Origin of the sequence: Stenotrophomonas sp. ATCM1_4 (assembly GCF_004348115.1) — a bacterium.
GTDB classification, from domain to species: domain Bacteria; phylum Pseudomonadota; class Gammaproteobacteria; order Xanthomonadales; family Xanthomonadaceae; genus Stenotrophomonas; species Stenotrophomonas capsici.
This window is the reverse complement of sequence record NZ_QPFB01000001.1, coordinates 3,791,799-3,810,541: the sequence shown is the minus strand read 5'-3', so window position 1 is coordinate 3,810,541 and position 18,743 is coordinate 3,791,799. Positions and strand designations below refer to the sequence as shown.

General features: G+C 67.6%; 17 protein-coding genes. 11 read left to right on the top strand and 6 right to left on the bottom strand.

Features of this window, described 5'->3' with window-relative positions; genetic code table 11:
• The first annotated feature begins 133 nt into the window (after positions 1-133).
• Genes cobT through cobS form a run of 3 tightly spaced genes read left to right on the top strand, consistent with a single transcriptional unit; the run spans position 134 to position 2,516 of the window.
• Positions 134-1,204, top strand: coding sequence for a nicotinate-nucleotide--dimethylbenzimidazole phosphoribosyltransferase (gene cobT / locus ATCM_RS17375; protein ID WP_243694046.1), 1,071 nt, complete (start codon positions 134-136; stop codon positions 1,202-1,204).
• Positions 1,201-1,788 (top strand): histidine phosphatase family protein, encoded by a 588-nt coding sequence (locus ATCM_RS17370; RefSeq protein ID WP_132865727.1) that lies wholly within the window; start codon positions 1,201-1,203, stop codon positions 1,786-1,788. The genes cobT and ATCM_RS17370 overlap by 4 nt, the downstream gene beginning before the upstream one ends.
• Entirely contained in the window at positions 1,785-2,516 is a 732-nt protein-coding gene (cobS, locus tag ATCM_RS17365) for an adenosylcobinamide-GDP ribazoletransferase (RefSeq protein ID WP_132865726.1), read from the top strand. The genes ATCM_RS17370 and cobS overlap by 4 nt, the downstream gene beginning before the upstream one ends.
• A 53-nt stretch (positions 2,517-2,569) precedes the next feature.
• Here the strand turns inward: cobS and ATCM_RS17360 are convergent, their stop codons facing one another.
• The 4 genes from ATCM_RS17360 to queD form a co-directional block, all read right to left on the bottom strand.
• Entirely contained in the window at positions 2,570-2,932 is a 363-nt protein-coding gene (locus tag ATCM_RS17360; RefSeq protein ID WP_132865725.1) for a TfoX/Sxy family protein, read from the bottom strand.
• Positions 2,929-3,411, bottom strand: a complete 483-nt coding sequence (locus tag ATCM_RS17355) for a GAF domain-containing protein (RefSeq protein ID WP_132865724.1) — start codon at positions 3,409-3,411, stop codon at positions 2,929-2,931. The genes ATCM_RS17360 and ATCM_RS17355 overlap by 4 nt, the downstream gene beginning before the upstream one ends.
• A gap of 196 nt (positions 3,412-3,607) precedes the next feature.
• The gene (locus ATCM_RS17350) at positions 3,608-3,967 is read right to left on the bottom strand and encodes a phasin family protein (protein ID WP_132865723.1); all 360 of its coding nucleotides are present in this window, start codon (positions 3,965-3,967) and stop codon (positions 3,608-3,610) included.
• Positions 3,968-4,216: 249 nt separating this feature from the next.
• Positions 4,217-4,573 carry a 6-carboxytetrahydropterin synthase QueD gene (queD, locus tag ATCM_RS17345; RefSeq protein ID WP_132865722.1) on the bottom strand — a complete coding sequence of 119 codons (357 nt, stop codon included), beginning with the start codon at positions 4,571-4,573 and terminating at the stop codon, positions 4,217-4,219.
• A gap of 199 nt (positions 4,574-4,772) precedes the next feature.
• Between queD and ATCM_RS17340 the strand changes: the two genes are divergently transcribed.
• Together ATCM_RS17340 and ATCM_RS17335 are read left to right on the top strand one after the other, a co-directional pair.
• Positions 4,773-7,403, top strand: a complete 2,631-nt coding sequence (locus ATCM_RS17340; RefSeq protein ID WP_132865721.1) for a TonB-dependent receptor — start codon at positions 4,773-4,775, stop codon at positions 7,401-7,403.
• Positions 7,404-7,656: 253 nt separating this feature from the next.
• Positions 7,657-10,224, top strand: a complete 2,568-nt coding sequence (locus tag ATCM_RS17335) for a M14 family zinc carboxypeptidase (RefSeq protein ID WP_132865720.1) — start codon at positions 7,657-7,659, stop codon at positions 10,222-10,224.
• 210 nt (positions 10,225-10,434) lie between these two features.
• Here ATCM_RS17335 and ATCM_RS17330 read toward each other — a convergent pair whose 3' ends face one another.
• Positions 10,435-11,862 (bottom strand): DEAD/DEAH box helicase, encoded by a 1,428-nt coding sequence (locus tag ATCM_RS17330; RefSeq protein ID WP_132865719.1) that lies wholly within the window; start codon positions 11,860-11,862, stop codon positions 10,435-10,437.
• Between the two features lie 367 nt (positions 11,863-12,229).
• On the opposite strand from ATCM_RS17330, the gene ATCM_RS17325 reads away from it, so the two are divergent.
• Together ATCM_RS17325 and maiA are read left to right on the top strand one after the other, a co-directional pair.
• Entirely contained in the window at positions 12,230-13,219 is a 990-nt protein-coding gene (locus ATCM_RS17325) for a fumarylacetoacetate hydrolase family protein (protein WP_132865718.1), read from the top strand.
• Between the two features lie 93 nt (positions 13,220-13,312).
• Positions 13,313-13,969 (top strand): maleylacetoacetate isomerase, encoded by a 657-nt coding sequence (gene maiA / locus ATCM_RS17320; protein WP_132865717.1) that lies wholly within the window; start codon positions 13,313-13,315, stop codon positions 13,967-13,969.
• A 156-nt stretch (positions 13,970-14,125) separates the two neighbouring features.
• On the opposite strand, the gene ATCM_RS17315 is transcribed toward maiA, so the two are convergent.
• Positions 14,126-15,256, bottom strand: coding sequence for a PilT/PilU family type 4a pilus ATPase (locus ATCM_RS17315; RefSeq protein WP_132865716.1), 1,131 nt, complete (start codon positions 15,254-15,256; stop codon positions 14,126-14,128).
• 98 nt (positions 15,257-15,354) lie between these two features.
• Here ATCM_RS17315 and ATCM_RS17310 point away from each other — a divergent pair, with 98 nt between their 5' ends.
• The 4 genes from ATCM_RS17310 (at position 15,355) to ATCM_RS17295 (ending at position 18,731) form a co-directional block, all read left to right on the top strand.
• Complete coding sequence (locus ATCM_RS17310; protein WP_132865715.1) at positions 15,355-15,744, top strand: DUF4398 domain-containing protein; 390 nt, start codon at positions 15,355-15,357, stop codon at positions 15,742-15,744.
• A complete protein-coding gene (locus tag ATCM_RS17305; RefSeq protein WP_132865714.1) occupies positions 15,744-16,625 on the top strand; it encodes an OmpA family protein in 882 nt (293 codons plus the stop codon). The genes ATCM_RS17310 and ATCM_RS17305 overlap by 1 nt, the downstream gene beginning before the upstream one ends.
• 329 nt (positions 16,626-16,954) lie before the next feature.
• On the top strand, positions 16,955-17,173 hold the full coding sequence (locus tag ATCM_RS17300) for a YdcH family protein (protein ID WP_132865713.1): 219 nt from the start codon (positions 16,955-16,957) through the stop codon (positions 17,171-17,173).
• A 187-nt stretch (positions 17,174-17,360) separates the two neighbouring features.
• Complete coding sequence (locus ATCM_RS17295) at positions 17,361-18,731, top strand: pyridoxal-phosphate dependent enzyme (RefSeq protein ID WP_132865712.1); 1,371 nt, start codon at positions 17,361-17,363, stop codon at positions 18,729-18,731.
• Positions 18,732-18,743: the final 12 nt, after the last annotated feature.

Genomic DNA, 18,743 nt, shown 5'->3' with positions numbered 1-18,743 from the left:
ATTGGCCCTGACGGTGCCCGTGAATGCACATCACGCCCTGATGCGCGGTGTCCCGGGGTTCCCTGGCGTGGCGGTCCGCAATCCCGTGGCGGCGGCTAAAATGCCCGATTGCCTTGGCAGTATCGGAACACTCGTGACAGAAACATGGTTCGGGCAGGCCTGCGGGCTGCCTTCGCAGGAGTACCGGCAGCAGGCCATCGCCCGCCAGCGGCAGCTGACCAAGCCGGAAGGCGCGTTGGGCCGGCTGGAAGCCTTGGCCATCGAACTGGCGGCGCTGCAGGGCACGCCGCAGCCACAGGCCCGGCGGGTACCGGTGCTGGTGTTCGCCGGCGACCACGGCGTGGCCGCGCAGGGCGTCTCGGCCTATCCGGCCGAAGTCACCGTGCAGATGCTGCACAACTTCGCCGCCGGCGGTGCCGCCATCGCGGTGCTCGCGCGTGAGCTGGGCCTGCCGTTGCACGTGTGGGACGTGGGCAGCCGCGCCACGCAGCCGATCGCCGGCGTGGTCAGCGACAAGCCCCGGCCGGGCACGGACGACTTCAGCGTCGGGGCGGCGATGTCCGCGGCGGATCTGCACGCGGTGTTCGACGCCGGCCGCCGTGCGGTGGATGCGGCCTGTGCCGACGGTGCCGACCTGCTGGTGTTCGGCGAGATGGGCATCGGCAACACCACCGCCGCCAGTGCGCTGGCCGCCGCGCTGGGGCCGCTGCCGCTGGAAGACCTGGTCGGTGCCGGCACCGGCTTGGACGCGGTGCGCATGGTGCAGAAGAAGAACATCATCGCCCGCGCGCTGTCCCTGCACGGCGAGGCGATCAACGCCGCGGCATCGCCCGGGATGGAAGCCCTGCAGCGCGTGGGTGGGCTGGAGATCGCCGCGATCAGCGCGGCGATGATCCGCGCCGCGCAGCGCAGGGTGCCGGTATTGGTGGATGGCTTCATCGTTTCGGCGGCGGCGTTGGCCGCGGTACGCATCAATCCGGGCGTGCGCCCGTGGCTGCTGTTCTCGCACCAGTCGGCCGAGCGCGGCCATCTGCACCTGCTGGACGCGCTGCAGGCACAGCCGCTGCTGTCGCTGGACCTGCGGCTGGGCGAGGGCTCCGGTGCGGCGCTTGCGTTGCCGCTGGTGCGCATGGCGTGTGCGCTGCACAACGGCATGGCCACCTTTGCCGAAGCGGCGGTCGCCGATCGGGAGGGCACGCCATGATCCTGGACCTGATGCGACATGCCTCCACCGGCCGCTCCGGCCACCTGGACGGCCGTACCGACCCGCCTCTGATCGACGGCGCGATGGATGCGCTGTACCGCAGCCATGCCGGCATCGGCTGGAGCCGGGTGATCAGCTCGCCGCGCCGACGCGCGCTGGACACCGCGCATGCATTGGTGGCCGGCAGTAACCAGTTCTGCGAGATCCACCCGGACTGGGCCGAACTGGATTTCGGTGACTGGGACGGCCTGCACTTCGACCAACTGCCCGCCGAGCAGCTGGCCGCGTTCTACGAGGAACCGCACGACACGGTGCCGCCCAATGGCGAGTCGTGGCCGAAGTTCCAGGCGCGCGTGGAGGAGCAGCTGCATCGCCTGGTGGACGAGGACGACGGTGAAGGCCAGCCGGTGCTGGTGGTCAGCCATGCCGGCGTGCTGCGGCTGGCGGTATCGCGCGTGTGCGGCATGCCGTTGTCGGTGTTGTGGGCGATGCGCATCGACTATGGCACCCGCGTGCGCCTGCGCGTGGAGCGCGGCGACGATGGCCGCCTGTGGGGCGAACTGCTGGAGTTGCGGCAGGCATGAGCATGCGCCGGCTGGTCCTCGCCATCCAGTTCCTGACCCGGCTGCCGACGCCGCAGGTACGGGACTTCCGCCAGGAGGACCTGAGCCGTTCGGCGGTGTACTACCCGTTGGTGGGAGCGATCATCGGCGTCCTGCTCGCGCTGCCGCTGTACGGCTTCGCCGACCGTCCGTGGCTGGCCGGGGTGCTGACCCTGCTGGTCTGGGTGTGGGTGACCGGCGCGCTGCACCTGGACGGGTTGGGCGACGTGGCCGACGCCTTCGGCGCATCGCATCGCGATCCGCAGCGTTTCCTCGAGGTCCTCAAGGACCCGCACATGGGCGTGTTCGGCGTGGTCACGCTGGTGATGCAGCTGCTGCTCAAGTTCGTGCTGCTGACCGAGCTGGCGGTCAGCCCGCTGTGGTACGGCATCGTGCTGGTGCCGGTCTGGGCCCGCTGGGGCACCTTGTGGTGGAGCCGGCGGTTGCCCTCGCTGCATGGCGCCGGCATGGCCGAGCGGTTTTCATGGCAGCTGAGCCTGCGTTCGATGTGGCTGTGGGCGGTGCTGCTGGCGGTGATCACCGCGATCGTCGCCTGGCCGTTGCTGATCGCCCTGCTGCTGGTGCCGCTGGTGGCGCTGTACTGGCGTCGCCGGCTGGGGGGCATTTCCGGCGATTGCCTGGGCGCCAGCGTCGAGGTCACCGAAACGATGCTGCTGGCGGTGCTGGTGGTAGCGGCAGGCGTGTCCTGACAACACACGGTGTCGCGGGAGCGGCCTTGGCCGCTCCTGCACACAAGCGTGGCTCACTCCTCGCCGAAGCGGATCTCGCCGGTTTCCTCGGGCTCGTCCTCCGGCTGCATGCGCGTCTCGTGCACGGGGCCGGCCACCTGCGCGGCGCGCAGCGTGGTCAGCTCGCCGGCCACCGCTTCGTACTCGCAGACCAGTTGTTGCCGGCGTGCCTCGGGTACCTCCTGCCAGTGGCAACCCACCAGCGCGCCTTCCAGCGAATACAGCAGGTTGAGGCTGGGCTTGAAGCCGGCCCGGCGCACCTTCATGAAGGCGCCCACCGCACCGACCGCGGCGATGTCCTGTTCGGTGCGCAGGCCGACCTGGCGCAACCAGGCCGCGCTCTTCGGGCCGATGTTGCGCAGCTTGGTGGTGCTCACCGCAGCGCCTCGACGAAAACCTGCGCGATGGCTTCCAGCCCGAGCTGGTCATCACCATCGAAGCGCGCCAGCACCGGGCTGTCGATGTCGAACACGCCGACCAGTTCGCCATCGCGTACCAGCGGCACGACCAGTTCCGAACGCGAGGCCGAGTCGCAGGCGATATGGCCCGGGAACGCATCCACGTCCTCGATGCGCTGGGTCTGGCGGGTGCTGGCCGCCGCGCCGCACACGCCCTTGTGCAGCGGGATGCGCACGCAGGCCGGCAGGCCCTGGAATGGCCCGACCACCAGTTCGGTGCCGTCGTAGAAGTAGAAACCCACCCAGTTCAACTGCGGCAGTGCGTGGTAGACCAGCGCCGACAGGTTGGCCGCGTTGGCGATCCGGTCGGTTTCGCCGTGTACCAGGGCGCGGGCCTGGGCCAGCAGCTGGGCGTACTGTTCCGGCTTGCTGCCGGTAAGCGTATTGGTGCTGAACATCGTGAGAGTCTAACCGCGACGGGACCGGTGATTTTGCCACCGCAGGCGCATTGCCGCGCCGCGCGCGCGTCACTGCCTCCTGCAAGGCAGGCCGGTGGCGGCAACGGACGGGCAAAAAAAGACCCGTCAGCGGGAGGGGATGCTGACGGGTCTGGGATTGCGCGGGGGAGGGGACCGCGCAAATTCGGTTGCAGGTTCAGCGCGTCTTGCCGCTGGCCTTGGGCGTGGCGGTGAACGGCTGGCTGGCCAGTGCACCCAGCGCCTCGCTGGTCTTCAGGTTCAGGTCGATCACTTCCTGTCCGGCCGAGGCAAGACGCTCGAAGTTGTCACGTGCCAACTGCATGCCCTTGGGCAGCAACGCCTGCAGGTCGGCCTGGGCGCCGGCCTGGGCCAGCTCACCGAAGAAGCCCGCGGTGGCATTGGTGTTCCGTTCCAGGGTGCGCAGCTGCACCCCGAACACGCTTTCGGCATTCTCCAGCGTCAGCCGGTTCGCGCGGTTGGCCGCGGCGGCGAGCTGCTGGGTGTAGCTGCTGAAATCGTTGAACTGGGCGGACATCACGGCGTTCCGGAGGGCCTTTGTTGCGTTGCAGCATAGCGCGGATTTTGCGCAGTGCAACACCGCAGGACGGATTTTTCTGAGCCATTCAGTTTTGCGCGCCATTTCCCCTCCCTTTCGCCGAAGGCGGAGGGGAGGGGGAGCGCTTGGCGCGATGTCGGCAGTGATGCGCTGCCGATGCAAGTGCGCGGGCCGGTGCCTGTACTGGCTTCGCGGCCGAGGCCGCGCCTACGGCAGGGCTGGCGCCCTTCAGCTGCCGCGATAGCTGCAGCCGGAGGTGCAGGTCTCATGCACCACCACTTCACTGAGCAGCGGCAGCGAAGGCTTCAAGCGTTCCCAGATCCACATGGCCAGGCGCTCGCTGGTCGGGTTCTCCAGGCCGGGGATGTCGTTGAGGTAGTGATGGTCCAACTGGTCATACAGCGGCTGGAAAGCGGCCTTCAGGTCACTGAAGTCCATGATCCAGCCGGTGTCGGCGCCTGGTTCGCCGCTGACCCGCAGTTCCACGCGGAACGAGTGGCCGTGCAGGCGTGCGCACTTGTGGCCCGGCGGCACGTTGGGCAGCCGGTGTGCGGCTTCGAGGGTGAAAACCTTGAAAATATCCATGCGCGCAATTGTAGGGCGCTGACAGGCCACGTGCCGGCCGGTCCGATGCGGGCCGCGGACGCAGGTTTTCATATATTCATCCATCTTGATGAAGAGATGTAACTTTTCGTCATGTGTGGATGAGCGGAGGTTATTGGCCGGACATTTACCGCGCATGCCCTACTTGCCGGGCAATTTCCGCTTCCTCCCCCCCGAGCTCATGCCCAATCGTTCCCTGCTTGCCATCGCCGTCGCGGCTGCCGCCGCGGCGCTCTCCCCCCACGCCTTCGCCGAGGCCGCCAACGACAGCAAGACGCTGGAGGCGGTGCGGGTCACCGGCTCCAACATCAAGCGCAGCGACACCGAGACCGCCAACCCGGTGCAGGTGATCGAACGCCAGCAGCTGGAGGAATCCGGCAAGGCCACCGTCGCCGACCTGCTGCGCTCCATCTCCGCCAACACCGGCAACGCCGCCAACGAAACCAGCAACAGCGGCTGGGCCTCGGGCTCGGCCGGCATCGGCCTGCGTGGCCTGTCGCAGAAGAACACGCTGGTGCTGCTCAACGGCCGCCGCTTGGCCAACTATGGCTTCCCGTCCGGTGGCCTGTCCGACACCTTCGTCAACCTCAACGCGTTGCCGCTGGTGGCGGTGGAGCGCATCGAAGTGCTCAAGGACGGCGCCTCGGCCGTGTATGGTTCCGACGCGGTGGCCGGCGTGGTCAACATCATCACCCGGCAGGGCTTCGAGGGCGCCGAGCTGGGCGTCAGCGGCGGCACCTCCGACGCCGGCGGGCTGGACCAGCAGAACGTCAAGTTCATCGGTGGCATCGGTGACCTGGACACGGATGGCTACAACATCCTGGTCTCGCTGGAAGGCTACAACCGCGACCGCCTGGACCAGGACCAGCGTGCGCTGACCCGCTCGGGCATCTACACCGACCTGGCCGGTGGCCGCTGGAACGGCTGGTCGGCCAAGGGCGCGCGCTTCCTGGTCAACGGCAAGTCGGTGCCGATGCTCGATGCCAGCGGCAACTGCCCGGAAGGCACGGTGCTCACCGCCAGCGCACCGATCGACGGCCTGGCCGGCGATACCTGCGCGTTCAACCAGGCGCCATACACCACGCTGATCCCGTCGACCAAGCGCTGGCAGGCCTACGTCAACGGCACGCTGCGCCTGAATGATTCGGTCGATGCGTTCGCCGAAGTGATCTACAGCGACATCAAGGGCGTGTCCTGGTTCGGCTCCAGCCCGTTCTTCACCCTGGAAAGCGGGCGCTTTGCGCTCAACGCCGACACCGGGCTGGCCGAGCCGGTGCGTTCGACCCTGCCCGCCGGCAACCCGTACAACCCGTACGGCGTGGACGTGCCGATCGAATACACATTCTTCAACCTCGGCGGCACCATCAAGACCAACCGCTCCAAGGCGTACCGCGGGGTGGTTGGCCTGCGTGGCAGCGGCGAGAAGTGGGATTGGGAAGTGGGAGCATTCCAGGCCGCGAGCAAGGAGCGTGAAACCGTCTCCGGCGGCTTCGCCAACCGCTGGGCGCTGTACGACGCGCTCGCGTCGGGCAGCTACAACCTGCTCAACCCGTCGGCGACCGACCCGGCCGTGCTCAAGGCCATCGGCCTGAGCACGCTGCGCCCGGCCGATTCGGTGCTCAAGGGCCTGGATGCCAAGGTCTCCGGCACGCTGGGCTCGACCTGGGCCGGCACCATCGGCTTCGCCGCCGGCGCCGAATGGCGCCAGGAAACGCTGGACTCCGACAACCCCTGGCAGATCGATGCCGGCCTGCAGGTGCGTCCGGCCATTGCCGAGGTGCACGGCGAGCGCAAGGTCAGCGCCGCCTACGCCGAACTGAACGTGCCGCTGCACAGTACGCTGGAATTGCAGGCCGCCGCGCGCGCGGACCACTACAGCGACTTCGGCAATGCGTTCTCGCCCAAGCTGGGGCTGCGCTGGCAGCCGCTGGACTGGCTGCTGGTCCGCGCCGCGGCCTCGCGCGGTTTCCGCGCACCGTCGCTGTCGGAGAACTCGGCCTCCACCAGCATCGCCTATGGCTCGGTGGTCGATCCGCACGATCCGGACGTGGCCGGTTCGCGGCAGAACCCGACCTTCTTCACCGTCGGCAACAACAACCTGGACCCGGAGCGCACGCGCAGCTTCAACGCCGGCATCGTGCTCTCGCCGTGGCAGCGCACCAGCCTGAGCGTGGACTACTACCGCATCAAGCTGGACAACCTGATTGGCAGCGGCAACACCACCACGCTGGTGGCCGAGAACAACCCGGCCAACGTGCTGCGTGATGCGCGCGGCAAGCTGCTGGCCGTCTACAACCGCTACCAGAACCTGAGCGAGCTGGAGACCTCCGGCATCGACGTGGAACTGCGCCAGGGCTGGTCCACCGCGCGCCTGGGTGCGTTCGGCCTGTCCTCGGCGCTGACCTATGTCATCGACTACAAGCGCCCGCAGGTCACCGGCGGTCCGCTGGTGGACTACGCCGGCTCCAACCTCGGCCCGTCGCTGCCGGACACCAAGGCCACCACCACGCTGGACTGGTCGCTGGGCGACTGGCGCACCGCGCTGACCTGGTACTACACCAGCGGCTACGACCAGGAAGGCAGCGCCGCGGCCAAGGCGGTGCAGAAGGAGGTGGCCAGCTACAGCCAGTTCGACCTGTACCTGGGCTACACCGGCATCGACAAACTCACCGTCTACGCCAAGGTGCAGAACATCGGTGACCGTCAGCCGCCCCACGACGCGACCTTCCCGGGCGTGCGCGCACCGTACGACTTCAGCCAGTACGACCTGCGCGGCCGCTACTACACGGTGGGCTTCGACTACCGCTTCTGACCGTGAGCCCTCTCCCGCGTGCGGGTGCGCCGCCCTTTGACTCAAGCCCCTCTCCCGCATGCGGGAGAGGGGGGGGGGGTGAGGGCCGAACGGGTGTCCGCAGTGGCTCGGCTCGATCCACCCCCGGGCGCCACAATCCAACGCCCGATGCGCCTTCATCCGCCCCTGTGGGGCACCTTCTTCCACGCGTGGGGGAAGTGAACAGCCGGCACCGTTCGCGATCCGTGCCAAACAACCGGGGAATCCGTCGCCCATGTCATTTCGCCTTGTCCTTGTCCTGTTGCTCGCGGCAGCTGTCAGCGCAACACCGGCCTTCGCCCAATCCAGCTACTACTTTCCAGCCGCGCAGCAGTTCGATGCGAAGGTGCCCTCGCCGCAGCAGTTCCTCGGTTACGACATCGGCAGCCAGTACACCCGCCACGATCAGCTGGTGGCGTACTTCAACGAACTGGCGCGTGTTTCGGACCGGGTCACCGTCGAGGTCATCGGCCAGAGCTACGAACATCGCCCGCTGTTGCTGGTGACCATCACTTCGCCGCGCAACCATGCGCGCCGCGCGCAGATCCTGGCGCAGCGACAGGCGCAGGTGGACCCGGCGCAATCGGCCCCGGGCGCCGACGCGCCAGCGGTGGTCTGGCTGGGCTACAGCGTGCATGGCAACGAGACCTCCAGTGCCGAGGCGGCCCTGCTCACGGCGTACTATCTGGCCGCCAACCAGGACGCGGAAACCGCGCGCTGGCTGGACGAGGCGGTGGTGGTGATCGATCCGGCGCAGAACCCCGACGGGCGCGACCGCGCCGCCAACTGGCACAACGCCTGGGGGTCGCGCCCGCCGTCGGCCGACCCGGCCGACAAGGAGCACGTCGAGCCGTTCCCCAGTGGCCGCGTCAACCACTACTTCACCGACCTCAACCGCGACTGGCTGGCCCTGGCACAGGCCGACAGCTGGCCCAAGGTCGCGCAGTTCCATCGCTGGTACCCGAACATCCAGATCGACTTCCACGAGATGGGCAAGGACAGCACCTACTACTTCGAGCCCTCGCCGAAGAGCATGGAAAGCCCACTGCTGCCGAAGTCCTCGTACGCGGCCAACCACTGGCTGGCGCGCTTCCATGCGCAGGCGCTCGATGCGTTGGGTTCGCTGTACTACACCGGCGAGAACTTCGACAACTTCTCGCCGATCTACGGCTCCACCTATCCGGACTTCCACGGCGGCGTCGGCGTCACCGTGGAGCAGGCCAGCTCGCGCGGCTTGGTGCAGGAGTCGGTCAACGGCCCGCTGCATTTCAACTTCACCATCCGCAACCAGGTCGCGACCGGGTTGGCCAGTGTGCGCGGGGCGGTCGAGGACCGGGTGCGTCTGCTCGCCTTGCAGAAGGACTTCTTCCGCAGCGCGTTGACGCAGGCGGCGGCCTACCCGGTGCGGGACTGGGTGTTCGGTGATGCCGCCGACCCCACGCTCACCCACCGCTTGCTGGCCGTGCTGCTCCAGCATCGCATCCAGGTGCACGCGCTGGCCCGCGATGTCGAGGTCGATGGCAAGCGTTTCCAGGCCGGTTCGGCCTACGTGGTACCGGCGCTACAACCGCAGTTCCGGCTGGCCCATGCGATCTTCGAGTTCACGCCGCCGGTGAAGGGCGACGTGTTCTACAGCGGAACCTCCTACGCCGTGGCCGCTGCCTATGGGCTGCGCTACGCGGCCAGCCGCGGTGCCTTGCCGGCCGGTGCGGTGGTGGATGACGTTCCGCAGGCGCAGGGTGGCATCAGTGGCGGCCGTGCCGGCTTTGCCTACGTTGCCGATGCACGGGATTTCGGCAGCTATCGCCTGATCGGTGGGTTGCTGCGCGACGGGGTGCGGTTGCGCACCGCGCACCAGCCCTTCACCGCGGCCACGGCATCGGGCGAGGTGGCCTTCGGCCATGGTGCGGTGGTGATCCCGGTCGCCGGTCAGACGCTTGATGCCGATGCCCTGCGGGCCAGGGTGCTGGCGCGCGCACAGGACGCCGGTGTCACCGTGCATGCCCTGGCCAGCGGTCGCAGCGCCGGCGGCATCGACCTGGGCAGCGACAACGTGCGTGTGTTGCGTGCGCCGAGCATCGCGCTGGTGATGGGCGAGGGCGTGTCGCCCACCGAGATCGGTTCGGCCTGGTTCGCACTGGACCAGGCCCTGGGGCTGCCGTCCTCCAAGCTGGACCCCGTACAGCTGGCCAGCGTGGACCTGTCGCGCTACACCTCCATCGTGCTGTCCGGCGGCACCTATGCCACGGTCAGCGAGGCCGGCATCGCCGCGCTCAAGCGCTGGATCAGCGCGGGCGGCTCGCTGGTGGTCTACGGCAGCGGCGCGCGTTGGGCCATCGACAAGGGGCTGGTGGAAGCCAGGCTGCGTGCCGGCGACGGCAAGGACGACAGCGAACGGCTGGATTTCGGCACCGTGCGTGACGTGTTCGCGCTGGGCCGGGTCAGTGGCAACATCCTCAGTGCCGACATCGATCCGACCCATCCGCTGGGCTTTGGCGTGCAGCAGCGCAGGATCTGGGTGAACAAGGAAGGTGGCCTGGTGCTGGAGCCGGTGAAGAACGCTTTCCTCAACGTGGTCAACATCGATCCGGAGCCGCTGGTGAACGGCTACCTCTCCGATGCCAACCGCGCGCGCGCGTCTGGCTCCAGCTACCTGCAGGTGGTGCCGACCGGCAGCGGCAACGTGGTGCTGTTCGCCGATGACCCGGCGCACCGCAAGTACTGGCATGGCACCGAACGCCTGCTGCTCAATGCCTTGTTGCAGTCCAACCAGTTGACCCCGCCACGCCAGCGCGGGGAGTAACGAAGAAGGCCTGAAGCCGTTCTCCCGCCTGCACTAGCGAAGAACCAAAGTCCCTCTCCCGCCAGCGGGAGAGGGGTTGGGGAGAGGGCCGGCAGCAGATAGCGGATGGTCGGCAGCAGCCAGCAGCCCTCATCACCCCAAAACCCAACCAACAAAAAAGCCGGCGCAATGCGCCGGCTTTTTTGTTCAGCTCGGATCCGCTACTGCAGATCAGGCGCTGGTACGGCTCTGCCCACCGCCCTGGCCACGACCGCCGCCACGACGCTGGCCGCCACCCGGGTGGCCGTCACGGCGCTGCTGGCTGTTGCCGCCATTGCGCTGGCCGTTGCCCGCGGCGCGCGGGGCGCCCGGCTTGGCCTGGCCGCCACGGCCGCCGCGCGGGGCGTCGCCGTTGGAGCGACGCTGGCCATGGCCACCGTTGCCACGGCGCGGGGTCTTGTGGCCGCCCGGCACTTCGGCCTTGCCCGGTGCACTGATACCCCAGCGGATCGGGGTCTGCGGCTCGAAGCCGGGCACGTCGCGGATGTCCATGTCGCGGTCGAGCAGGCGCACGATCTGGCGCAGCAGCTTGGCCTCGTCCTGCGCCACCAGCGAGATCGCCTCGCCGGTGGAACCGTTGCGGCCGGTGCGGCCGATACGGTGCACGTAGTCTTCCGGCACCATCGGCAGGTCGTAGTTGATGACCTTGGGCAGCTCGTTGATGTCGATGCCGCGCGCGGCGATGTCGGTGGCCACCAGCACGGTCACGCGGCCGGCCTTGAAGTCACCCAGCGCACGCAGGCGCTGGCCCTGGCTCTTGTTGCCGTGGATGGCGGCGGTCTTGATGCCGGACTTCTCCAGGAACGTGGCCAGCTTGTCGCAGCCATGCTTGGTACGGCCGAACACCAGCGTCTGCACGCGCGAATCCTGCGCCAGCAGGTGCAGCAGCAGCTCGCGCTTGCGGCCGCCGTCGACCGGGTGCACGCGGTGGGTGATGGTCTCGGCCACGGTGTTCTGCGGCGTCACCTGGATCTGCTTGGGGTTGTGCATGAACTCCAGCGCCAGCTGCTTGATGCTCTCCTCGAACGTGGCCGAGAACAGCAGGGTCTGGCGGTTCTGGCGCGGCAGCTTGGCCAGGATGCGCTTGATCGAGGGCAGGAAGCCCATGTCGAGCATGCGGTCGGCTTCGTCCAGCACCAGGATCTCGATGCCCGACAGGTCGACGCTGCGACGCTCCAGGTGGTCGATCAGGCGGCCCGGGCAGGCCACCAGCAGGTCCACGCCACGGCGCAGCACGTCCAGCTGGTTGCCCATGCCGACGCCGCCGTAGATGCAGGCGCTGGGGATGCGCAGGTACTTGCTGTAGCCACGCAGGCTGTCATGCACCTGGGTGGCCAGCTCGCGGGTCGGCGCCAGGATCAGTGCGCGCGGCTTGCGCGGGCCGTTGCCCACGCTCTGCGGCGCGGTGCCCAGGTGCTGCAGCAGCGGCAGGCCGAACGCGGCGGTCTTGCCGGTACCGGTCTGTGCGCCGGCCAGCAGGTCATGCCCGTCCAGTGCCAGCGGGATCGCCTGCTCCTGGATCGGGGTCGGGTTTTCGTAGCCCTGCTCGGCGAGCGCGCGCAGCAGGAAGGGCGCAAGGCCCAGGTTTTCAAACGACATTGGGAACTCCAGATGGAAATCGCGCCAGACCGAATGGAATGGCGGTGCCGATCGATTCGATCGGCTGACTCGGAGCGTTCCCGTAAACCGCGCTGCGAGAAAATTGGCGCGACCAGCGCGGTGCGCAGGCCGGAATGCGTGACGAAAGGCGTCGGAGTAGGGGCGGGCGGGCGGATCCGGCGGGGCCGGGAATCCTGCACCGCCGGCGGTCCCTCAAGGGAAACGGACGGCCGCTGGCAGACCGCGATAGTCTAGGGGATTGTCGCCGGCGGCACAAAATTGCCTGTTCAGCATTCCCGTGGCGCTGGTCGCCGCTGGCATATTCATTACAATTGAAACTTGTTTACTCCGCAGACTGGACGTTCCCATGAAGCTTGGTTCCCTGAAGGAAGGCGGCCGCGACGGCACCCTGATCGTGGTTTCGCGTGACCTGACCCGCGCCGTGCGGGCCACCGGCATTGCCGCCACCCTGCAGCTGGCGCTGGAGGACTGGTCCAACCTCGCCCCGCGCCTGAACGCCCTGTCCGAGCAGCTCAATGCCGGCGACGTGGATGGCGCGTTCGACCTGGACATGCAGGCGCTGGCCGCGCCGCTGCCGCGCGCCTATGAGTTCGTCGACGGCAGTGCCTACCTGCCGCACGTGGCGCGGGTGCGCAAGGCGCGCGGCGCCGAGGTGCCCGAGTCGTTCTACACCGACCCGCTGATGTACCAGGCCACCAGCGCCGGCTTCTACGGCCCGCGCGACGCGGTCAAGGTGGTCAGCGAGGACTACGGCATCGACCTGGAAGCCGAGATCGTGGTGATCACCGACGACGTGCCGATGGCGGTGACCCCGGCCCAGGCCGCCGGCCACATCCAGTTGTTGGGCCTGGTCAACGACGTCAGCCTGCGCAACCTGATCCCGGCCGAGCTGGCCAAGGGCTTCGGCTTCCTGCAGTCCAAGCCGCGCTCGGCGCTGAGCCCGGTGTTCGTGACCCCGGACGAGCTCGGCGCGGCCTGGCAGGACAGCAAGGTGCACCTGCCGCTGGTCACCCACATCAACGGCAAGTGGTTCGGTGCGCCGGAAGCCGGCGTGGACATGCAGTTCAACTTCGCCCAGCTGGTGGCGCATGCCGCCAAGACCCGTCCGCTGTCGGCCGGTGCCATCGTCGGCTCGGGCACCATCGCCAACGAGGACACCTCGCTGGGCGCCTCCTGCTTCGCCGAACAGCGCACCGTCGAGGCACTGCGTGACGGCAAGCCGTCCACGCCGTTCATGAGTTTTGGTGACGTGGTCCACATTGAAATGCTGGACCGTGACGGCAACAGCATTTTCGGTGCGATCGAACAGCGCATCGAACACGCGCCGCTGCCCTGAATCCGGCGGCATCGCCGCCGCTATCGAATTGCGGGTGAAGGTGTCCCTCACCCGCAACGGTTATGTTGTGTGCAAGCGACAGGGGGAACAGACATGGAAGCGGGGCTGAAGCTCTACAGTTACTGGCGCTCGAGCGCCGCCTATCGCGTGCGCATCGGCCTGAACCTCAAGGCGCTGGCCTACGAGCTGATTCCCGTGCACCTGGTGCGCGACGGCGGGCAGCAGCATGCCCCGGACTATGCCGCGCTCAACCCGCAGGAACTGGTGCCGACGCTGCGTGACGGCGAACGCGTGCTGACCCAGTCGATGGCCATCCTGGAGTACCTGGACGAGGTGCATCCGCAGCCGGCGCTGTTGCCGGCCGATGCCGGTGGTCGCGCCCGCGTGCGTGCCCTTGCCCAGCAGGTGGCCTGCGACATCCATCCGCTCAACAACCTGCGGGTGATGCAGTTCTTCGACCGCGAGTGGAACGTGCCGCAACCCGAGCGCGACGAATGGACGTTGCACTGGATGCGTACCGGCCTGGGGGCGTTGGAGACGATGCTGGTGGGTTCGTTCGACACCGGCCGGTTCTGCCATGGCGCCGAGCCGGGCCTGGCCGATTGCTGCCTGATCCCGCAGCTGTACAACGCCCGCCGCTTCCACCTGGACCTGGCCCCGTACCCGACCCTGTGCCGCATCGAGGAAGCCTGCCTGGCGCTGCCGGCCTTCGACGCCGCCCGCCCGGAAAACCAGCCCGACGCCATCTGAGGGCTGGCGGCCTGGTAGGAGTGGCCTCGGCCGCGAAGCCACAGAACCGCCCGAGGTGCAGGAGTGGGGGCCACCGGCCCCGCGGGCAGGCTCGTTGCTGCCGCAAAACAAAAGCCCCGCTTTGGCGGGGCTTTTGCCAGGCAGCCATCCCAACGTTCAGAAGCCGTGGCTGATCGTCGCCGGCGCGCCCATGTTGAAGTCCGCGTATGGGTCGTGCTCGCCGCTGGCGCCCTCGGACAGGCGGAACTTCAGGGCCAGGCCATCGCGCGAGTCGGCCGCGCGCAGCGCTTCCTCCTGCTCGATGATGCCGTCCTTGACCATCCGGAACAGGCACTGGTCGAAGCTCTGCATGCCTTCCTCCAGCGACTCTTCCATGGCCTGCTTGATCGCGTGCACCTCGCCGCGCCGCAGCAGGTCGCGGATCATCGGCGTGTTGATCAGCACTTCGGTGGCCGGCCGGCGACGGCCATCCTTGCCCTTGACCAGGCGCTGGGAGATCACCGCGCGCAGGTTCAGCGACAGGTTCATCAGCACGTTCTTGTGCGCGCTTTCCGGGAAGAAGTTGAGGATGCGCTCGATGGTCTGGTCGGCGTTGTTGGAGTGCAGCGTGGCCAGGCACAGGTGGCCGGTCTCGGCGAAGGCGATGGCGGCCTCCATGGTCTCGGCGTCGAGGATCTCGCCGATCAGGATCACGTCCGGCGCCTCGCGCATCGCGTTCTTCAGCGCGTTGTGGAAGGCATGGGTATCCAGGCCCACCTCACGCTGGTTGACGATGGACTGCTTGTGCTTGTGCAGGAACTCGATCGGGTCCTCGATGGTGAGGATGTGCCCGGTGGAGGTGCTGTTGCGATGGTCGATCATCGAGGCCAGCGAGGTCGACTTGCCCGAACCGGTCGAGCCGACCACCAGCACCAGCCCGCGCGGGGTCATGATCACGTCCTTGAGCACCTGCGGCAGGTTGAGCTCCTCGATGCTGGGGATGCGGCTCTTGATCGCGCGGATCACCATGCCGACCTCGCCGCGCTGCTTGAACACGTTGACGCGGAAACGCCCGGCATCGGCCAGAGCGATGGCCATGTTGAGCTCCAGGTCGCGCTCGAACTGGGGGACCTGGCCCTCGTCCATCAGCGAATAGGCGATCTTCTTGACCATTCCGGGCGGCAGGCCGGTGCTCCCCAGCGGATACAGCTTGCCCTCGATCTTGATGTAGACCGGCGCCCCGGTCGTCAAAAACATGTCCGAAGCGTTCTTTTCGGTCATCAGCTTCAGGAAGTAGCCGATATCCATGCGCAATAGTTCCCCAACAAACGGCAGCGTGCCGTTGCAAGCACGCCATAGGCTTGACCACAATGGCCGCGCTCAGTCACTCCGGCAACGGCTCCCCAATGAAAGCTAGCTTCGCACACTTAAGACGAATCCTGTATGTGACGGCCTGCGCAACCGCGCTTTTCTGCGGTGCCGCGTTGGCGCAGGACCCGGCCTCGGCCGACCTGATGGCCGCGCAGCAGGCGGTGGAACGCGCTGACCGCGCCGACGCCGACCAGTACGCCCCCGACACCATGGCCATGGCCCGCCAGCAACTGGAACAGGCCCAGCGCGCCGCGCTGGATCGCCGCGAGCGCAAGCAGGCTCCGGTGCTGGCCCAGCGTGCCGCCGCCGACGCCGACCTGGCCCGGGTGCAGAGCGAGGAATCGGTCGCGCAGGCCCAGCTGGCCCAGCGCAAGGCCGAGGTCGAGCAACTGCAGCGGCAACTGGCAACGGGGGAGGGCCGGTGATGGCACTGAGGAATCTGGTGGTGGTCGGGCTGCTGGCCCTGCCGATGGCGGCCGTGGCCGCCGAGGATCCGGCCGTGGCCGGGCTGAACCAGCGGCTGGTGGCGTTGCAGGCGGACATGCGTACCGCCGAGGTCGCCGCCTACGAGAAGCTGCAGGCCCAGCAGGCCATCGGCGCGCTGGCCAAGGCCAAGCGCAAGGACCTGGACAACGCCCGTTACCTGGCCGAGCGCCGGGTGGCGATCGCCGAGGCGGCCGCGCGTACCGCGTTGGCCCGCCGTGAGATCGAGGAGCTCGAACGCACCCGCAGCGAGCTGCTGATCGAGGCCAGCCGCCGCGATGCGCTGCGTGCCCGGCAGGAGGCCGAGCGGTTGCGCGTGCAGACCCAGATCCAGGCCGAGGAGGCCGAACGCCTGCGCCAGGCGGCCGAAGCGGAGACCCTGGCCCGCCAGGACGCCGAAACCGCGCTGACCAGCGTCGCCGGCCGCCAGCAGCAGCGCCTGAGCGCGGCCCAGCAGAACGCGGCCAAGCTGGCCCGCGAGGAAGCCGAGCTGGTGTCCGGGCAGCGCCTGCCGGGCTCGAAGTTCGACAACCGCGGTGAGGTGTTCACCTTCGCCGGCGACGCTTTCGCCGCCGGCCAGGCCGCGCTGTCGGCAGGCGCGGGCAACCAGGCCAAGGCATTGGCCGAGTACCTGAACATCGGCAAGAAGGGGCGGGTGACCATCGAGGCCTACGACAGCGCCAACGGGGTCGGGCAGCGCCGCGCGCAGGCGCTGAAGGACGCCCTGGTCGCCGCTGGCGTGGCTGCCAACCGCATCCAGGTCACCGGCAGGAAGGCCGCCTCCACGCGGGCGCGCTCGGCCGAGGTCATTGTTGCGCCTTGATAAACCTAACTGGCTGAGATTGTTAGGTTTTTGTTGCCTGCTTCCGGCTGAATGTGCGTCAAATCGCTGATTCAGCCACTGCATGGATTGAGCCCTTGCCGGAACCTTTTTGCAGGCGTAGGGTCAATTGTCCGGGTGGTACTTCCGCCACCCGGACAGCGGAGGGCCGAGCCGGTGCAATCCAGGCGCGAACCAGGTTCCGAAGGCTTCCGGTCGGTCGACCGGATGATCCCGGGTGGTTCCGTCGCATGCGGGCCCGGCGCTCCATCCTGCAACGCCCCGTGCCGTCAAGGCCGGGGCGTTCTTGTTTCTGCATGAGGAGGTAAGTCATGTTTGAAGGGCAGCCGCAGAGTGAAATCGAAGCCTTGATGAAGGCCAACCCCGAGTTCAAGCAGCTCTACCAACAGCACAAGAAGCTGAACAAGAAGTGCATGGATGCGGAACTGGGAGTGCTCCCCATCAGCGATGGCACACTGGGGCAGATGAAGCGGGAGAAGCTGCTGGCAAAGCAGCGACTCCTGAGGATGTACGAGAACCGACCCAACTGACGCTCCCCCGCGTTTGACCATCATGTCGCGGGCGATGGCGGCCTCCTCGTCGGCCGTCATTGTCCGCGCCAGCGGTCCATGCGCATTCATGTACCTGCAGCATTTCGGACGGTTTGCCTGACTTTCTGGCATATCCATCGGATAATCGAGGGTCCAGCCGCTTGACGGCGTGATCCGAATCCGACACATGGCAATCCACTCCTCCGTCCTCGAACTCATCGGCAACACGCCCATCATCAAGGCCCAGCGCCTGGATGCCGGCGTGTGCGAGCTGTACCTGAAGCTGGAGAGTTCGAACCCGGGTGGATCGATCAAGGACCGCATCGGCCTGTCGATGATCGAGGCCGCCGAGAAGCGCGGCGACCTCAAGCCCGGCGCGACGCTGGTGGAAGGCACCGCCGGCAACACCGGCCTGGGCCTGGCACTGGTGGCTCAGCAGAAGGGCTACAAGCTGATCCTGGTGGTCCCGGACAAGATGAGCCGGGAGAAGATCTTCAACCTCAAGGCGATGGGTGCCGAAGTGGTGCTGACCCGTTCGGACGTCGCCAAGGGCCACCCGGAGTACTACCAGGACCTGGCCAAGACCGTGGCCGAGCAGACCCCGGGCGCCTATTTCATCAACCAGTTCGGCAATCCGGACAACCCGGCCGCCCACGAGTTCGGCACCGGCCCGGAAATCATCGAACAGATGGGCGGTGACCTGGACGCGATCGTGTTCGGTTGCGGCAGCTCCGGCACCATGACCGGCCTCTCGCGCGCCTTCGCCAAGCTTTCGCCGAACACCGAACTAGTGCTGGCCGACCCGGTCGGTTCGATCCTGGCCGAGTACATCAACGACGGCACCCTGAACGAAAAGTCCGGCAGTTGGCTGGTCGAAGGCATCGGCGAGGACTTCCTGCCGGACATCTCCGACTTCAGCCGGGTCAGGAAGGCCTATGCGATCAGCGATGCGGAGAGCTTCCATACCGCGCGTGAACTGCTGGGCAAGGAAGGCATCCTGGGTGGCTCCTCGACCGGCACCCTGCTGGCCGCCGCGCTGAAGTACTGCCGCGAGCAGACCACGCCGAAGAAGGTGCTGGTACTGGTGCCGGACACCGGCAACAAGTACCTGTCCAAGATGTACAACGACTACTGGATGCTGGATAACGGCTTCCTGGAGCGCCCGCAGTACGGCGACCTGCGTGACCTGATCCTGCGCCCCTACAGCCAGCGCGACACCGTCGTGGTCGGCCCGAACGACCTGCTGACCACCGCCTACCAGCGCATGAAGCTGTACGACGTGTCGCAGCTGCCGGTGATGGAGGGCAGCCAGCTGGTCGGCATCATCGACGAAAGCGACGTGCTGCTGCACGTGTACGGTGACGAAGCCCGCTTCCGCGACCCGGTGTCGGTGGCCATGGTGAGCAAGCTGGACCGGCTGGACGTCAAGTCGCCGATCGAGGCGCTGCTGCCGGTGTTCGACCGTGGCCAGGTGGCCATCGTCACCGATGGTGACGCCTTCCTGGGCCTGATTACCCGTATCGACCTGCTGAACTACCTGCGTCGCAGGGTTCAGTGATTCTGGCGTGGT

Excerpts from the sequence above, each read along its gene's own strand:
- ATCM_RS17370 (WP_132865727.1), top strand. The coding sequence starts at position 1,201 with ATGATCCTGGACCTGATGCGACATGCCTCCACCGGCCGCTCCGGCCAC.
- cobS (WP_132865726.1), top strand. The coding sequence starts at position 1,785 with ATGAGCATGCGCCGGCTGGTCCTCGCCATCCAGTTCCTGACCCGGCTG.
- ATCM_RS17355 (WP_132865724.1), bottom strand. The coding sequence starts at position 3,411 with ATGTTCAGCACCAATACGCTTACCGGCAGCAAGCCGGAACAGTACGCC.
- ATCM_RS17350 (WP_132865723.1), bottom strand. The coding sequence starts at position 3,967 with ATGTCCGCCCAGTTCAACGATTTCAGCAGCTACACCCAGCAGCTCGCC.
- queD (WP_132865722.1), bottom strand. The coding sequence starts at position 4,573 with ATGGATATTTTCAAGGTTTTCACCCTCGAAGCCGCACACCGGCTGCCC.
- ATCM_RS17340 (WP_132865721.1), top strand. The coding sequence starts at position 4,773 with ATGCCCAATCGTTCCCTGCTTGCCATCGCCGTCGCGGCTGCCGCCGCG.
- ATCM_RS17335 (WP_132865720.1), top strand. The coding sequence starts at position 7,657 with ATGTCATTTCGCCTTGTCCTTGTCCTGTTGCTCGCGGCAGCTGTCAGC.
- ATCM_RS17330 (WP_132865719.1), bottom strand. The coding sequence starts at position 11,862 with ATGTCGTTTGAAAACCTGGGCCTTGCGCCCTTCCTGCTGCGCGCGCTC.
- ATCM_RS17325 (WP_132865718.1), top strand. The coding sequence starts at position 12,230 with ATGAAGCTTGGTTCCCTGAAGGAAGGCGGCCGCGACGGCACCCTGATC.
- maiA (WP_132865717.1), top strand. The coding sequence starts at position 13,313 with ATGGAAGCGGGGCTGAAGCTCTACAGTTACTGGCGCTCGAGCGCCGCC.
- ATCM_RS17315 (WP_132865716.1), bottom strand. The coding sequence starts at position 15,256 with ATGGATATCGGCTACTTCCTGAAGCTGATGACCGAAAAGAACGCTTCG.
- ATCM_RS17310 (WP_132865715.1), top strand. The coding sequence starts at position 15,355 with ATGAAAGCTAGCTTCGCACACTTAAGACGAATCCTGTATGTGACGGCC.
- ATCM_RS17305 (WP_132865714.1), top strand. The coding sequence starts at position 15,744 with ATGGCACTGAGGAATCTGGTGGTGGTCGGGCTGCTGGCCCTGCCGATG.
- ATCM_RS17300 (WP_132865713.1), top strand. The coding sequence starts at position 16,955 with ATGTTTGAAGGGCAGCCGCAGAGTGAAATCGAAGCCTTGATGAAGGCC.
- ATCM_RS17295 (WP_132865712.1), top strand. The coding sequence starts at position 17,361 with ATGGCAATCCACTCCTCCGTCCTCGAACTCATCGGCAACACGCCCATC.